14 protein-coding genes and 2 pseudogenes are annotated in these 16,163 nt (G+C 58.1%); 14 read left to right on the top strand and 2 right to left on the bottom strand.

Annotation, left to right across the window (positions count from 1 at the left end):
- Window positions 1-2 precede the first annotated feature (2 nt).
- The 11 genes from sctJ (at window position 3) to GHK62_RS16280 (ending at window position 9,497) form a co-directional block, all read left to right on the top strand.
- The gene (gene sctJ, locus GHK62_RS16330; protein WP_153440211.1) at window positions 3-782 is read left to right on the top strand and encodes a type III secretion system inner membrane ring lipoprotein SctJ; all 780 of its coding nucleotides are present in this window, start codon (window positions 3-5) and stop codon (window positions 780-782) included.
- A 255-nt stretch (window positions 783-1,037) separates the two neighbouring features.
- The gene (locus tag GHK62_RS16325) at window positions 1,038-1,487 is read left to right on the top strand and encodes a nodulation protein NolU (protein ID WP_327791111.1); all 450 of its coding nucleotides are present in this window, start codon (window positions 1,038-1,040) and stop codon (window positions 1,485-1,487) included.
- Window positions 1,484-2,098: a type III secretion system stator protein SctL gene (gene sctL, locus GHK62_RS16320; RefSeq protein ID WP_153440209.1), complete on the top strand. Its 615-nt coding sequence runs from the start codon at window positions 1,484-1,486 to the stop codon at window positions 2,096-2,098. Before GHK62_RS16325 ends, sctL begins: the two co-directional genes overlap by 4 nt.
- Window positions 2,095-3,447 (top strand): type III secretion system ATPase SctN, encoded by a 1,353-nt coding sequence (gene sctN / locus GHK62_RS16315; RefSeq protein ID WP_184108956.1) that lies wholly within the window; start codon window positions 2,095-2,097, stop codon window positions 3,445-3,447. Before sctL ends, sctN begins: the two co-directional genes overlap by 4 nt.
- Window positions 3,423-3,956 carry a hypothetical protein gene (locus GHK62_RS16310; RefSeq protein ID WP_153440208.1) on the top strand — a complete coding sequence of 178 codons (534 nt, stop codon included), beginning with the start codon at window positions 3,423-3,425 and terminating at the stop codon, window positions 3,954-3,956. Before sctN ends, GHK62_RS16310 begins: the two co-directional genes overlap by 25 nt.
- Before the next feature lie 53 nt (window positions 3,957-4,009).
- Entirely contained in the window at window positions 4,010-5,065 is a 1,056-nt protein-coding gene (sctQ, locus tag GHK62_RS16305; RefSeq protein ID WP_167528269.1) for a type III secretion system cytoplasmic ring protein SctQ, read from the top strand.
- Entirely contained in the window at window positions 5,058-5,723 is a 666-nt protein-coding gene (gene sctR / locus GHK62_RS16300) for a type III secretion system export apparatus subunit SctR (RefSeq protein ID WP_153440207.1), read from the top strand. Before sctQ ends, sctR begins: the two co-directional genes overlap by 8 nt.
- A gap of 2 nt (window positions 5,724-5,725) precedes the next feature.
- On the top strand, window positions 5,726-6,001 hold the full coding sequence (locus GHK62_RS16295) for an EscS/YscS/HrcS family type III secretion system export apparatus protein (RefSeq protein WP_184108954.1): 276 nt from the start codon (window positions 5,726-5,728) through the stop codon (window positions 5,999-6,001).
- Between the two features lie 8 nt (window positions 6,002-6,009).
- Window positions 6,010-6,831, top strand: coding sequence for a type III secretion system export apparatus subunit SctT (gene sctT / locus GHK62_RS16290; protein ID WP_153440206.1), 822 nt, complete (start codon window positions 6,010-6,012; stop codon window positions 6,829-6,831).
- Complete coding sequence (locus tag GHK62_RS16285; protein ID WP_153440205.1) at window positions 6,828-7,865, top strand: EscU/YscU/HrcU family type III secretion system export apparatus switch protein; 1,038 nt, start codon at window positions 6,828-6,830, stop codon at window positions 7,863-7,865. The genes sctT and GHK62_RS16285 overlap by 4 nt, the downstream gene beginning before the upstream one ends.
- Window positions 7,866-8,609: 744 nt before the next feature.
- On the top strand, window positions 8,610-9,497 hold the full coding sequence (locus tag GHK62_RS16280) for a host specificity protein (RefSeq protein ID WP_153440204.1): 888 nt from the start codon (window positions 8,610-8,612) through the stop codon (window positions 9,495-9,497).
- Window positions 9,498-9,953: 456 nt separating this feature from the next.
- On the opposite strand, the gene GHK62_RS16275 is transcribed toward GHK62_RS16280, so the two are convergent.
- Both GHK62_RS16275 and GHK62_RS16270 read right to left on the bottom strand, forming a co-directional pair.
- Window positions 9,954-10,190 carry a hypothetical protein gene (locus GHK62_RS16275; RefSeq protein ID WP_153440203.1) on the bottom strand — a complete coding sequence of 79 codons (237 nt, stop codon included), beginning with the start codon at window positions 10,188-10,190 and terminating at the stop codon, window positions 9,954-9,956.
- Between the two features lie 843 nt (window positions 10,191-11,033).
- Window positions 11,034-13,637: a Ulp1 family isopeptidase gene (locus GHK62_RS16270; RefSeq protein WP_234886918.1), complete on the bottom strand. Its 2,604-nt coding sequence runs from the start codon at window positions 13,635-13,637 to the stop codon at window positions 11,034-11,036.
- Window positions 13,638-14,050: 413 nt separating this feature from the next.
- Between GHK62_RS16270 and GHK62_RS16265 the strand changes: the two are divergent.
- From GHK62_RS16265 to GHK62_RS16255, 3 genes and pseudogenes are all read left to right on the top strand, one after another.
- A pseudogene (locus GHK62_RS16265) lies at window positions 14,051-14,341 on the top strand (transposase); the annotation flags it as partial.
- A gap of 88 nt (window positions 14,342-14,429) precedes the next feature.
- A complete protein-coding gene (locus tag GHK62_RS16260; RefSeq protein WP_153439607.1) occupies window positions 14,430-15,470 on the top strand; it encodes an IS110 family RNA-guided transposase in 1,041 nt (346 codons plus the stop codon).
- 466 nt (window positions 15,471-15,936) lie between these two features.
- Window positions 15,937-16,163: pseudogene (locus GHK62_RS16255) on the top strand (transposase); the annotation flags it as partial.

Genomic DNA, 16,163 nt, shown 5'->3' with positions numbered 1-16,163 from the left:
GCATGATTGGTCCAGCCCGTGGCGAAATCATGTTTAGCCGCCATCTGGCTGTGCTGGCGCTTCTCTTGGCGTTGAGTGGTTGCAAGGCCGATCTCTACACGAAACTGCAAGAGCGCGAGGCGAACGAGATGCTCGCGCTCCTCATCGACAACGGGGTCGATGCGGTCCGTGTTGCTGCCAAGGATGGAACCAGCACGATCCAAGTAGAAGAAAATCAGCGCGCCTTCTCAATAGACCTTTTGAAGGCGAAGGGGCTTCCGCGCCAGTCATTCAAGAACCTTGGTGAGATATTCACGGGATCCGGCCTGATTGCTTCCCCGACTGAGGAACGTGCCCGTTATGTCTATGCGATGAGCGAAGAACTCTCACGTACAATCAGCGACATCGATGGCGTCCTTTCTGTACGTGTCCATGTTGTCCTGCCGAAGAACGATCTGTTGCAAGGAGGCGTCACGCCATCCTCGGCCTCGGTTTTTATTCGGCACGACGCCGATGCAGATCTCTCGGTTCTGCTGCCGCAGATAAAAATGCTCGTCGCAAACAGCATCGAAGGCTTATCTTACGACAAGGTAGAGGTGGTTTTGGTGCCGGTCGAGAAACGAGCATTTGAGAAGCGGTCCGCACCGCCGACGGTTTTGCATCAGGCATCCAAGTACCCAGCGCCACGTATGGCGATCGCGTTGATTTCCTGCGGGGCTATATTCGCGCTGCTCTGCCATCTCTTGGCAAGTACTCTCATGCGTCTGCGCAGGCAGCGATCGCGCGACGTTGCCAAGATCTGAGGGGGCGCTTTGGTGTGTCGGCCACCAACGCCAGCTATAAGAATGTCATCGACGATGACGCATAGGTGTTTCATGTTGAGAATGACCCAAGCCGCCGAACCTCGTCGTTCGTTCAATTTATCCCCCAGGGATCTAAGCGAGCTCGTTACTGCGACCCATCCGACTCGTCTTGCCGCACGACTTGACACGCAGTTATCGGCGGCCACAGTTGCAAGGTTACAGAAAAGTCCCAGGTTGCAGTCACGGATCGCAGAATTGCTGCTCGACAACCAAATGGACTTCGACGAACACGGCTGGGGGCCAGATCTTCTGCGCGGACATGATCCCGGTCGAGCTGCTCTGCTCGCCGGCGGTATCTGGCATGCCCGCTCGTTGCTGAGGATGATTTCAAAACCTGACCTCGTCGCTCTGATTGGACGTATTGGCGCTGAGGCGCACGCGTTTGGTATTCGGAATCTACCGCATGCGATCGCAACCAGACCAATCGCCGACCCGCAAAAGCTCGCTCATCGAATTGAACACGATGGATATGCCTGTCTTGGCGCTTGGCTTGATGACAGCTCGGTCCTCGACCGAAACCGCGTGCTTCTGCGCCTGCCTGCCGGAACCGCCGCCGAGCATCCAGCAGCCGAGCACCGCAATGCCGCAGGCCAATTGTTTTCGCTGGTGTTGGCCCATTTAGTGACGGAGATGCCTGCGATATGACAGTCGATGATCCGGTCGCGCCGCAGCTGCGCCCAGTTGGGCCACTGATACCGGCGAATGAACTCGCAATCTGGCACAATGCCGAACAGGCGCGTGCCGCGGTGGAACGGTATCGGCAACGGGTTCGCAGCTGCGCGCGCGCGGCTTTTCAGAAGGAGCGGGCGCGCGGGCATACAGAAGGCTTCAATGCCGGTGGCGAGGAGATGGCACGGCTGATTGCACGGGCAGCTTCCGAAGTGGCACGGCGAAAGATGGTTCTGGAGCAAGAGCTGCCACAGCTTGTGATAGAGATCGTAAGCGATCTTCTCGGCGCTTTCGATCCGGGCGAGCTATTGGTGAGGACTGTTCAGCATGCACTCGAGCGGACATATGGCGCCGCTGAAATTTGCCTTCATGTGTGTCCCACGCAAGTCGATGCCCTCACGCGCGAGTTCGCTGAATGCGACGGACGGGACGGACGGCCGAGCGTTCGGATTAATCCGGATCCGGCATTGTCGGCTCAGCAGTGCGTGCTATGGACCGAGTACGGCAATGTCGATCTGGGAATTGAGGCGCAGCTGCGTGCGCTGCGCCTCGGCTTTGGGTTGCGTTCTGAAGAAGAGATACTGTGACCATATCAAAGCATAGTGATCCAACCGCAGGCACAGCTCTTGATCCGGCGCTCTCGTCGCTGCGATCTACAGCAAAGCAGATCGACACGCGTGTAGTGCGTGGACGGATCACGCGGGCTGTCGGTACGCTGCTCCATGCCGTTTTGCCACACAGTCGCATCGGGGAACTTTGTCTGTTGCAGGATCCGCGCACAGGGTGGTCGCTCCAGGCCGAGGTGATCGGTCTGTTGGAAAATACCGTTTTGCTCACACCGATCGGTGACTTGGTGGGCCTGTCCAGTCGCGCAGAAGTCGTGGCCACCGGACGAATGCATGAAGTGCCAGTCGGTCCCGATTTGCTTGGCCGGGTGATCGACAGCTTCGGCCGTCCTATTGACGGCAAAGGCGTAGTCAATACCGCCGAAACTCGTCCGCTACGCGGCAGTGCGCCCAACCCAATGACAAGGCGCATCATCGAGCGGCCATTTCCGGTCGGGGTGCGTGTCTTGGATGGTCTCCTGACTTGCGGCGAGGGCCAGAGGATTGGGATTTATGGCGAGCCTGGTTGCGGCAAGTCGACATTATTGTCACAGATCGTAAAAGGCGCGGCCGCCGACGTTACCATAGTAGCGCTCATAGGCGAACGCGGGCGTGAAGTGCGTGAATTCATCGAACGACATCTTGGGGAAGTGGCTCTCCGCCGTACGGTCGTTGTCGTTGAAACATCCGACCGCTCCGCGATGGAGCGGGCACAATGCGCACATATGGCGACCGCGCTCGCCGAATACTTTCGCGAACAAGGGCTACGCGTCGTTCTTATGGTCGATTCGTTGACGCGCTTTTGCCGCGCCATGCGCGAGATAGGCCTTGCTGCCGGCGAGCCGCCGACCCGGCGAGGCTTTCCGCCTTCAGTTTTTGCCATGCTGCCAGGCCTGTTGGAGCGCGCCGGCATGGGTGAGCATGGCTCCATCACGGCCTTCTACACGGTGCTTGTGGAGGGTGACGGGACGGGGGATCCAATCGCCGAGGAATCGCGCGGAATTCTCGATGGCCATGTCGTCCTCTCGAGCGCTATCGCGGCGCGATCGGATTTCCCCGCTATCGATGTGCTGCAGAGCCGCAGCCGTGTGATGGATGCGGTCGCAACTGTGAGACATCGCAAGGCAGCATCCTTCTTCCGTAATCTCCTCTCACGCTATTCAGAGGCGGAGTTTTTGCTCAAGGTCGGCGAGTACGAGGAAGGCAACGATCCGCTTACCGACCGGGCTATCGCGTCGATTGACGACCTGCGGGAATTTTTGCGCCAAGGCCAAGACGAGGCCTTCGATTTTGAGGAGACCATCGCATGGATGTCGCGTCTGACCGAGTGAAAAGCGTTGACATTTCAAGATTACGGCTTTTGCGAGATATGCGAGAGCGTAGTGCTCTTGGTGAACTGTCCAAGATGGAAGCCAAGCGCAAGATCGCCTCCTCAGCCGCACGACATGCTTCTCGGGAGCTTGCAATAGCACAGCAGGACTGCGCAAGGGTCCACATGGAGCTTCATCGAGAGCTAGTATCGTTTGATAGCTTGTCCATCGCAGCACTCGACCGATACCACCTTCTAATTGAGCGGCATGCGGCTGGGGTCATCCGAAGACGCCAATCGCTTGAAGACGCGCGCAAAGTTCGAGAACAAGCCGAAACAGCGGCATCTGAGGCGAGGAACCAGTGGGTGCGATGTTCGGCGGCAAAGCACAAATGGCAACGAATCGAGCACGAGCTAAAACGTGCCATCGATATCCATTCGGACGCCGCTGCCGAGATAGAGGCGGACGATGAGGTGCTGCTTCGGCATGGGAGAGCCTCGCTCGTTCAAGCGTTGGGCCAGCTCCTGTGACGACAAATGGCTCAGTTAATATGCGACGATCCCGGTTTTTAGAGCCGTCTTTGATGAATCCTGTCGATAAACACACTCCACTCAAGCCAGCACTAACTCTGTCCCATGCCGTCGTGAGATGGCTCAACGCGATCGCGGCTCCACGCACCGCTTTTCAGACCTGGCTTGGCGATACTCCGCTATCGGTGCGGATGGAAAGGCTTGTCTGGCAGCAGCAATCCTGCATGCAGATGCTTGACTGCATTTGGCGCATCGGAGAGGAAGCGATCGTTTTTTCGGTTTCCCCTGCACTTGTAGATGCGGTCGCGTCAACGGTGCAGAGTGGTCTTGCCTTGCCGTCCGCACCAACGGGTTTACTCGTTCTTGAGCTTGCACTCGAGCCGCTGCTCGCGCGACTAGAAGCGCAGCTGCAACGGGACATGCAACTTATCGGCTTGCACGAAGCCACGACGCGAGCTCCTTATCTGGAATTCGATATTGTCTGCGGGCCTTCCAGTGGCAAGGCTCGTCTGTACCTGTTCTCGCCACTTGACGGCGTGGTACCATCTACGTTCGTTGTGTTCGGCGAGCTGCTTCGCCAGTTGCCGCGCCAGCCGTGCGACTTGCCCACAGAGATCGCGTTCATAGTTGCAGGAGAGATCGGCTCGCTTCGCGTTCCGGCAGGACTTCTTCGCAAAGCATGTGCCGGTGATGCTCTGTTGCCAGATTTAGTACCGTTCAGCCGCGGCGAGATCACATTGTCCGTGGGCCAATTATGGGCCCCGGCAGATCTGGCTGGCGACCACTTGATCCTTCGGGGGCCATTCCGCCCCCGAGCGTGCTCACTGGAGTATGCGCATATGATGACAGAACCCGAATCGGAGCAAGAACTGTCGGAGGCCGATCTCGACGACGTCGAGATCACGCTTGTATTTGAATTCGCCCGCTGGACCATACCTCTGGGGGAATTCAGGACTGCCGGGGAAGGGCATGTGTTCGAGCTTGGTCGGCCCATCGAAGGTCCCGTCGATATAGTTGTCAACGGCCGGTGTATCGGCCGGGGAGACATCGTAGGCATCGGCGATGAACTGGGCGTCAGACTCCGCGGTAAGTTGGCGCGCAATGACTGACGTTCAACCCGCAATTCTGGCACTTTTTGCGGGTACAGCCGGGCTCGGCCTTTTGGTGTTAGCAGTCGTCACAACCACGGCCTTCGTAAAGATATCAGTCGTTCTGTTCCTCGTCCGCAACGCGCTGGGGACCCAGACGATACCGCCCAACATCGTACTAAACGCCGCGGCATTGATCCTTACCGTCTTTGTTAGCGCGCCTGTTGTTGATCAAACCTATAAAATCGTCGCCGATCCCGGTTTGCGTTATCAATCGTTTGACGACTGGGTGACAGCCGCTAAACTGGGACAGGAGCCGCTGCGCGATTATCTCAAGAAATTCACTGACGAAAATCAGCGTCGGCTTTTCCTGTCCTCGACCGAAAAAGTATGGCCTGAGGAGGTGCGTGCCGGGACCACACCTGATGATTTAGTCATTCTCGTACCGGCATTTCTAATTTCAGAACTCAAGCGCGCCTTCGAGATTGGCTTTCTTCTCTATCTTCCCTTCATCATCATCGATCTCATCGTAACGACAATCTTAATGGCTATGGGCATGTCTATGGTTTCCCCAACAGTGATTGCTGTCCCTTTCAAGCTCTTTCTATTTGTAACCATCGATGGTTGGTCGCGATTAATGCACGGGCTGGTGTTGAGTTACGCAACGCCGGGAGGTTGAGCGTGACTGAAGCCAGCATTGTCACCCATTTGAGCCAATCGTTAGTGGTTTTCATGATCTGGGTTCTGCCGCCACTCGTTGCCGCAATGGTTGTCGGCCTAAGCATTAGCATCATCCAGGCGGCAACGCAGATCCAAGATGAAACCTTGCATCTCACCATAAAGCTTCTGGTCATTGTCGCGGTCATCAGTCTGTTTGCTCCTGTGCTGACCGCTCCACTCATAGACTTAGCGGATCAGATCTTTACGGAGTTTCCCGCAAACACACCTGGCGAGTGATCTTTATCATGCATGCCCCATCACTCGCCGAGTCTCAAATTCTGATCAAGGCGGCCATCGAAATCATCGTTGCAGCCAGTCTTGGTGCTGCTCGCCCTGCGGGCATGATGCTGGTCCTCCCGGTATTCACGCGGACTCAGATCGGGGGGCTGATCCGCGGCTGCCTTGCTGTTGCCTTTGGGCTACCATGTTTGGCACACATCAGCGACGGCTTGCGGGCCCTCGGTCCCGAAACACGTCTGATCCAGTTAGCGCTGTTCGGCTTCAAGGAGGCTTTTGTGGGCGTGCTACTTGGCATTTTGCTCGCAGTTCCGCTATGGAGCCTCCAGGCGGCTGGTGAGATCATCGACACCCAGCGTGGGATCACCAGCCCGGTCGCTCCGACCGACCCCGCGACCAACAATCAGTCGTCCGCGACGGCAGTTTTTCTCGGTATCACTGCGGTTACAATCTTCGTAGCATCGGGAGGTCTGGAGGCTATGATACGCTGCTTATATGGCAGCTATCTGGTTTGGCCCGTGTTTGGATTCCGACCCACCCTGACGCTGCAAGGGGCAATGGAGGTATTCGGGCTCCTCGACCACATTATGTACGCGACCTTGTTAGTCTCCGGGCCTGTCGTCTGCTTCCTAGTGCTGGTTGATATCGCGGTGATGATACTCGGGCGCTTTGCGCCACAATTCAAGTCGAATCATCTGTCCCCGACGATCAAGAATATCAGCTTTCCATTGGTGATGATCACCTACACTGTCTATCTCATCGAAGGCATGAAACTGGAGATCACATGGGCGAAGGGCGCGCTTGAGTGGTTCAATAAGCTGCTGAGATGAGCAATTCGAACGAAGAGAAGAGCCACCCGAGCACACCGCGGAAGCTAAGCGAAGCACGCAAGAAAGGGCAGATTCCGCGCAGCGTCGATTTCACCCGCGCTGCCAGCAACTGCGCTGGGCTCGGCTACCTTTGGTTCAGAGCGAGCGTAATCGAAGACAAATGCCATGAAGCGCTATTATTAACCGACAAGCTGCAGTATCTGCCCTTCAATATCGCGGTCCGGCAGGCGCTGCTGCTCTTGGCCGAACTCACCTTGACGACTGTAGGCCCGATGCTCGCAACTATTGTCGCCGCGGCAATCCTGGCCGGATTTGTCGCTAACGGTGGATTAGTCTTCTCTTTCGAGCCCACGAAGCCAAGTTTTGAGAAAATTCACCCCTTTCAAGGCCTGAAGCGCATGGCGTCTATGCGCTCGTTGGTCGAGGTTGGGAAGACCCTCGCTAAGGTATCGATCCTCAGCGCAACCTTTCTCTTCCTCATTCTTGGTATGTGGAAGACTTTGGTCTATTTGCCGGTCTGTGGCACGGCCTGTTTCGGCCTCGTTTTTGCGGAGACGAAACTCCTGATCGGGATTGGCGCCGGTGCAATTCTGGTCGGCGGATTGATCGATCTACTGGTGCAGCGCTGGTTGTTTTTACGGGACATGCGCATGACTAAGACCGAAGTGAAGCGGGAGTTGAAGGACCAGCAAGGTCAGCCGGACGTGAAGCGGGAACAACGTCGCCTCCGCCGCCAGATGGCGGACGAGTCTCCGCTTGGCGTCCATTGCGCCACGTTGATCTTGAGAGGGCGGGAAAAGCTGGTCGGACTGCGTTACGTTCGGGGCGAGACTGGCGTCCCGGTCTTAGTTTGCCGCAGCGAGGGCGAGGCGGCTTCACACATGTTTAGTGAGGCGCAGGCGTTACGTCTCACCATCGTCAATGATGATGTCCTCGCGCGTGAGCTCATCCGCACGACGAAACTGGGCGACGCCGTTCCAACACAGTACTTCGAGCCTGTCGCGAGAGCACTCTTTGCCGCCGGCTTGGTCTAGCGCCGTCGATGGAGGTTAGGCTTCTATATTTTTTTAAGGAAGCTTTTGCTGCAGGCAAGTTCCAGCGCGTTCGCGCGCGTCACGGCATTGATTGCTAAGGAACACTCTCGAGCACGGAGGCGATGATGCGCCAAGAAAGCACCGTCCAGATGAGCATGTTCGATGTTTTCCGCACGAGATCGGCATCGCGTTGAAGGGACATTGGAGTGGCTGAAAGCGCATACCGCTTCTGCTGGTAGGGGCGGACCTGCACTGCAAGGGACGAATTACACGAGGGGCGGCGGGTCGTCCGGCAGAGCCGGTACTGCGGGTGCGCTACTCGAGCAATATCGGCAACCGAGCCGTGAGGAACTGTCCTTCCACGTCGAGGATCAGCCTCCTTCGCGACTTTGTGCGGCGGCCGTGGATGTGGAGATCGAGTGGCGCTGTCCAGCCCCCGAGCGACAGCAGCCTGTTTTGCCGGCGCCTGTGTGGTGAACGCAAGGTGCTAGTTGGTGAGCGGACCGGCCTTGCCAACATGCCTCAAGGATCTGCGTAGGGAGCGGCAAAAGCGGCTTGACGATTGCGGACCGGCATTCACCTCGCGCTGCTCACCGCCGAATTCGTAGAAACTGCGGCAACGACATTGCTCAATCTTAAAGGGGGTGCCTGCGGGTCAGCTCACCGTCAGCTCGTCGGAGTATTTCTCCTCTCGAGCCGACCTATCCAGCCTAAACGAGTCACCCCGAAAGTGAGGCGAATCGCATGTACAATCGAATCAGTGGTTCATCCACAAGCGCCAGCCAGGCTGACGAAAGTATGCCGCCAACCAACAGCCATCGCTTCAGCGAAACGCTTTCACGAATAGCCCCGAGATTGGCGCCGCCGGACTCCCTCGCTAGTTCGTCTTCAGCGCCGGAACGGCCGTACACGCTCGTTTCCCAGCCCCCTGTCGTCGAGATCGACCGGTCTTCGTTCGGCAGGAAAGTGAGGGAGTTTTACGGCGATGAAATCAAGGAAATCGCCGACAATCCGCAAGAGTACTCGGATTTCGTATCTTCAAAAGCCGAGCGCACGGCAACAGTTGCAAGGCTTTACGGTGACACCCACAATGATACAGACGAGGCGCGATATTTTAGTTATCAGCTGGGAGAAACAAGCGCTGGTCTCTTGAGAACAGAAGGCGGGTTTAGCATCACAGGAGAACCGTGGCGGCAACAGTTTCCCGGGCGAAAACATGTGACATCCATTGTAGATCTTCGGGTGACCCATCCGCTCGTCGAGAACGCAGGCGATATTCTGCTTGAACATCAACTTCGGCTCGACGGCAAACGACCGCTGGTCATGTCTCGACCCGGTTCGACGGGAATGGAGGCCCGCCTAGACCAAATGGGATTTGTCCACGTGGGTGGCAATCGGTGGGTGCTTGACCCCGCCCAGCACCCCGAAAAGTGGACGATGAATAGTGACGGTGAATGGCAGCGGGCGAACAAACCTGCTCTATATCTGTCCAAATCCGAGAGCCGAGATGCCGATTGCGACGCAAGGGTTGATGCGAATTCGAGCGAAGCAAGCTATGAGACAGACTCGTCAGATGATGATCCGTCTTGGTATTTCGAACGTTATCTAAACCTACGATCGGCTGGGACATAAAGTGGCGATGAACGAGAGCGGACCTTCGCCTGATATTCGATAGCGTAGCTCGTCACGCGTGCCGACAAGCTGCGCCTTTTGCGAAACCTGCATCGAAGAGATGGACTGCGCCACCCCGCGCGGTCCCGATCGGCGCAGGGATGTCAGGCATTAGAGACGAGCCCTCAAATTTGTTCTGGACAGATATTGCGTCCACGTCCGCGGCCAGAGCGAGGCAGCCCTCCGACGCACTCTCATGGGGTTGCCACCCTCCAAACAGGAGCCGCGGAAAGTGTCGGGACTAGCTGACGTTCTCACCTGTATGGACTGCGGTTCAGCTACGACTTAATCGCCAAACTGGCGTTCGGTGGCGCGTTGCCCACACGGCCATGGGACCGCCTCTTTACCCCGGGACGATGTCGGAGACGACGAACCCAGCCGCGCCGGCCTTCAGCGCCTCCAGGGACTCCTTCCCGCTCAATGACTCTGGCGATTGCCGAGCGCGTAAGGCTCGATCTGAGGGCGCTGGATCGCAGCGGCGGAACCGAAGGTTGGAAGGATCGCCTTCGCACCGTCGAGATCACCAGTTTTTCTTGGGTTGAGCCTCGGCGAGAACGCGTGGTCCGGAAGGACGGCATTCTCGGTCGCCCCTTCTACCAGCGCCGGTGAACGCTCGTTGTCTTCGCCGCCAACCCCGATCTCGTCGGCCTGCACGAGATGGTCACCGAGACGCAGCCTGCCAATATGGCGGCTCCGACGCCATCCCGGCCGTTCGAGGCATTGCCCGCGCTCAATGCTACGTTTGGTAACCGGATCCGGGCGGTCTAGCCGTTCTTTTACGAAAGCCATTCAGGTTTACGTCAGGATGGGCGTTTAGATGAATTCGAGTGAGTGTCACGGATCAATACCGGCGACCGACAGAGTTGGCGGATGTTGGAACTGTGACGCGTGCCCAGTTGGTCGTACTGGCTGAAAGCCTGACATGCAGGGATGATCAAGGGACCGAAGCCACATTTTTGGTGGCGCTTACCGGTACTGCTCCCGTCGAATCATTCGACAGATCCTGCCGGCCGCTCGTACTCAAGTCCAACCAGCAAATGGCCTTTGAGATTCGGCCGCTCGGTTCGCTTGCGTCAGCACAATGCTGTCGCGCCTGTTCGCTCGGGCTTCATCACGATGCAGGGCAGCGGCAACTACAAGCGCTATCCGATCGGCAGAAGCACAAGAAACGCAGATATGACAGGCCGGTATGTCGAAAACGGCATGCACAAGCAGACTACAACCCCGTCAGCTTTCCGCCAGAAAGAGCGGTCTGCTTGAAGTGCGTTTGCGCTAGGACTTGCAGTCGTCAGCCTACCTCGGCAGTGAGGTTGAAACCAAACATCACCGACGTCTCCCCAAAAAGTGGTTAAGGGATGCTGCAGCAATGACCATGGGTCTCACTAAGGTGCTGGCGGTCGCCCGGAAAGGATGCGCCCGGTACAGGACCGAAATCATTGTCCAGTCCTGTTTTGCGAAGCATACCGTTTGCTGTCCGCGAGAGCCGCTCCAGCTCTGTCAGACCAAGTCCGGATGGGCCCTCAGTCGGTTTTGCAGTGCCCGCCGATTGGCAACAAGGTCGTCGAGGTGCAATACAGGTGGTTGCGCGTTTTGCGCTAATCGCCTAACCAGCGCGCGCGTGCCGTCCAGCACAAACACGCCGCAATCATATTCGTTCTGCTGCTGCGCCATGCGGGCTGGGTTCAGGCGCGCGCCCAGCTGTCGCGCGAGCATTGCCGCTGGTTCGCTGTTGTATCCGCGAGCGGAGTCGTAATGGTAGGCAACGGGCCTTGCCCGGTCGCGACGATCGAGAAGCAGCAGCGACCAATGGCTGCCGCGGCGCTCCGGATCGGCAGCACTAGCATCGCTCACTGGCAGGAACAGGAAGTCGGCTGTATCGTTACCGTTGTGGTTCTGGACGATGCGCTGAAATGCGCGTGCCGCGACGCTCCCTGAGCCCAAGCGCAGATGATAATGGGCGACGAGGGGATCGACGAGGCGCGTCCGGGCGGCGAGATCCGGATTATGCCTCTGCAACTCCTGCGCCAAGAGAGTGTAATCCGCCGCGATGTGCTCGTCGTCCAGCCAGCTCTGGGCGCCGAGCACCCGTCCACTGCGGCCGTGAGACGAGGCTGTCGGCTTGGACACCTCGGTCTGGGCATTAGAGGATGCGCGCGAGTACACCGCCGGCTGGTAAGCGTCATAACTCGGCCCTTGCGGGGTGGGCGGCAAATCAACAAGAGAGTCGAGACCACCGTATATATCTGACGATCGGGTTGACGTGGATGGCAAGTCAACCAGTGAGTCAAGGCCGCGGTATATGTCTGACGACCGAGCTGACGTGGATTCCGGCGTTGGCCACATATTGGGGTCAAAATCGGACGGAACCTGTGGCATCCAGGTTGAACCGGATCCGACCGATCCCTGCCAGTTAGCTTGGTCCACCTGCTGCGACGACCAGGTGGAGGTCCATTTGGGCGGGCCCTGCCATCCGGCTTGGCCTGTCCCGTGCCAAGCCTGCAACTGATCGTAACTTTCTACTTGCGACTCAACGGGGCCCGGCTCCCAACCCGCTTGCTCCGGGGGTACCACACCCAGCGCTCTATTCGCCTCAAGGACTTGGAGGTATTGCCGAAGGTACTTGAAGCCCAAGCTGTTGGGGGCGGTCCTGTTAATGGCCTGGTAAAAGGCCGCCACATCACTTTTCAACTCACTCGAGTGATCCCCCTTGAGTCGGCTCACTATGCTTCCCTTGTTCTCCCTTTGGAGCCAATCACTAAATCTGCGTTGGGTGCTAGCCAGCCTGAAAATCGCAGACTTCTGCTTCTCAGTGGGCCTACTTCCGAGTGAGCGGAACCTTTCTTGGGCCACGAGGTCGATGAGTTGACCGTCGTCAGGATAAGGATTCAGCGTGCGTCTTCCCATGACACGTCCGCCGGCTCCCAGTGCTTCGAAGTGTTGCTCTCCGGGGGCAAGTCTCAGGAGATTAGCCAGCGCCGACTTGAGACTGTCCTGACGGTCGCCACCGCTTTGCTTGTACTCCAAAACGTCCTCGGCCAGCGATTCTGCTAGGGAAGGGTCCTTGTACCGAGAAGCTATTGATGGCTTCTCATTCCGCGGGAGCCACTCTGCAAATCGCCGAAGGGTGTGTTGAACTCGGTCGATTGTCAGTGGGTTAGCCTTATGCTGTCCGGCTATTTTCACGAACTGATTTATAAGCTCTTCGTCAGCGGGATGGCCTTGATGACGACGACGAGAGCCGTCTACCTCACGACGAGGACCGACCTCCCCGGCGTGGAAATTCTGAAGCTTTTCCAATGACAAATGGAGATTGACGCCGGGATGGTCCCGCAGAAATTCCTTAGCACGGGCCTGCAACTGGATTGGATCCTCAAGCAGGCTATTCAGTGTCAGGTATCTGGGATGCTGCTGAAGCCAGTCCCCGAACATGCTCAAAGCGCTTGACCAACCGTGAATGGTTCCCCGGGCATAGTTGCCGACGTTGTTGTCCAGAGCCCAACGCCTGAAGTCGGAAAGAAGCCTCACGTCCTCCTCGCACGGGCGGCTGCGTTTGGAGAAATCCATGCGAAGCTCTGAGTGAACGACGTGCAATCCTGAACCGCCGGAGGACTTTTTCCCCCCAAACGTTTTGCCGATCTCAGACTTGAAGCGCGACCACAATCCACGGCGTTTGCTGTCCTTCGGGCGCGCCGCAGATAGCGATTCCGGCTGCGCAGTGTAGCGCGTACTGCTGAATAACCTATCACGCAAGTCGGACTGCGATAAACCCGCAGCCGAACTATCAAGGTGAGCGCGAGGCAGGTCTACGCTATGGCGCGTGCTGCTGAACCGATTATCCTGCAGCGGCACCTGCATCAAACCGCCATCGTCAGTCCACTGGACGCTTCGATGCGGTTCTGCGGATCGAGTATCGGGCGAGGCAGTCTCAGCGGAGCTCTCATCAGAGGAACTGAGGTGCAACTCGGCGAGGTTCTGCTCGAAACAAGCCTGATCCGCAGGCATACTGTCCGCCCGTTGCGCCGCCCGCTGCCGCTCTTGCAGGGCAGCGTAGTCGCGCATCCAACCTTCCGTATCGAGCCATCCGTTATAGTTCGGTTCCATAATCACTCTCCCGTTTCGAATTCTCGCATTACTCGTCCGCACTCGCAGATTGGTGACCAAACTCGTTGGCCACCCCTACTCGGACGCGCGATGCTTGAAACTAGGTGTTCAGGTCAGGCATTCCTGTTTCTCTCTCAGACCGTCGAAATCAGTCAGGTATTTCCTGCAATAGCATTCCGACTGCGCTAAGAACCGTGCCGAAGGCTTTGCCTGTTCGACAAGGTTCCTACGGTAGCCGCGTTCGCTGTCGAGGGGCTGACGAACTTTCTGTCCTGAGGCGACCGCATGGCTTGTGCCAAGGTCGGCCCGGGTCGTGTCCCCTGAGGTGGTGTAGGTCCTGAGGGTTAGGTGGTCATCAGTGTTTTTCCGGCAGGGTCGGGTTGTTCAAGACCAACCTGATGGAAAGACCACCGATGACCGACGAGATGATGAACGTGCGCTCGCTTGTTGAGAAGAGCGCCGACGCGGATTTGTTGCGCGAGATGATTGGCTTTGCGGCCGAGCGGCTGATGGAGCTGGAGATCGGCAGCGCGACCGGTGCTGGCTACGGCGAGAAGAACCCGATGCGGCTCGCCCAACGCAACGGCTACCGTGACCGGGACTGGGAGACACGGGCTGGCACGGTCGAGCTTCGCATCCCGAAGCTGCGCAAAGGTAGCTATTTCCCGAGATGGGGTATTCGGCTTGAGCCCCATCCTTCAGCGGTGATGCCATGAAGGTGCGGCGCTTCGAGCTGATGGTAACCGTGGTCTGTTCTGGAACAGCCACAAGCATCAGGAAAGGAAGCGCAGCATGAAACATTATGCCGGATTGGACGTCGCAGTCAAAGAGACCGCCATTTGCATCGTCGACGAAACGGGCGCGATCTGCCGTGAGGGGAAGGTGCCGAGCCATCCCGAAGATCTTGTGCGGGCCCTCACCGATCCTGCCTGGGCCCTTGAGCGGATCGGGCTTGAAGCCGGGCCCTTATCGCAATGGCTATTCAGCGGGCTGGCGGAAGCCGGATTGCCGGTGACCTGCATCGAGACGCGGCACACCAAGGCATTCTTGAAGGCACAGCCGAACAAATCCGACCGCATTGACGCCCGAGGCATTGCCCAGATGATGCGGGTCAACCTGTTCCGCCCGGTGCATGTCAAGACGCTGACGAGCCAGAAACGCCTGGCCTTGCTGACGGCGCGCAAGCTCCTACAGGAAAAGGCGATTGCCATCGACAACGACATCCGCGGGCTGTTGCGCAACTTCGGGCTCAAGGTCGGCATGGTCGGAGCCGTCAAATTCGCGCACCGCATCCGCGAGCTCACCGAAGACATGCCCGAACTGGCCGAGATCCTGGAGCCGCTGCTCGACGCACGCGACAAGCTACGCCAGCATTTTGGCGCCCTGCACCGCAAGGTTCTGATGCTTGTCCGGAAGGATGAGACGTGCCGCCGACTGATGTCGATCCCCGGTGTCGGGCCGGTGACCTCGATGGCCTATACCGCGACGATCGACATTCCTCAGCGGTTCAGGAATTCCAAGGCGGTAGGGCCGATATTGGGGCTGACGCCGGTACTGCATGAGTCGGGCGAAAGTCGCCGCATCGGCCGCATCACACTGTGCGGCGACGGCTTGCTTCGATCCCTGCTCTACGAGTCGGCGCAGGTGCTTCTGACGCGGGCCACGAAATGGTCCTGGTTGAAGGCCTGGGCGATGAACGTCGCCAAGCGGCGTGGTGCGCGCAAGGCCATTGTCGCGCTTGCCCGCCGACTGGCGGTGATCATGCACCGGATCTGGATCGACGGCACCCAGTTCCGCTGGACCAGGCAGGACCTCGTGCCGGTCGCTGGCTGACGTCCCGACCAGTGCAGCCTGCCGCGGCGCTCGTGCCCGTCAAGGGCAAGTCGCTGCGCGATGGCCCCGCTGGGCCTCCCTTGACGACCACTGCGTGCCGACGGCCAGCGCGAAATCAGGTCGGGACGAGAAGATGGTCGCCCAATCGGCCGAACAAGAAGATGGGAGATGAACCACGATCAAATGTGACAATTATCACCCCGATGGAAGGTGAGACACAGTTCCACCATGCCGGTGGAAACCTGTCCTTCGCGGGACGGTGGATGAGGTGAGTTCGCCGCAGAAAGCTGTACCGATGCCCCTTGCATCAGGACGCTCCCGAGATTGTTCCACCTCATTCATTTGAATCCCATGGAGGGAGGGCCGAGGCGCCGATCCCGTAGAGAAGCAAGACCCCGCGAAGGACATCAAATGCCGGCAAGCCGGAACGCTCGAGAGCGCTTGACCTCAACACGCCGAATAGAGAAGCTTTCTGGAGCCGCGTCGCATGGCGGAGAAGGCTCTGACGGCTGTTATCCAGGAAGCCTACATCCAAGGCATCTCAACGCGTTCCGTCGACGATCTCGTCAAGGCGATGGGTATGAGCGGCATCTCCAAGAGTCAGGTGAGCCGCCTGTGCGAAGAGATCGATGTCAAGGTGAAGGCCTTCCTCGAAAGACCCATCGAGGGCGATTGGCCCTATCTCTGGATCGA

The sequence above is a fragment of the Sinorhizobium terangae genome, from assembly GCF_009601505.1.
In the GTDB taxonomy this organism is placed as follows: Bacteria; Pseudomonadota; Alphaproteobacteria; order Rhizobiales; family Rhizobiaceae; genus Sinorhizobium; species Sinorhizobium terangae.
This window is presented reverse-complemented; position numbering and strand designations above follow the sequence as displayed.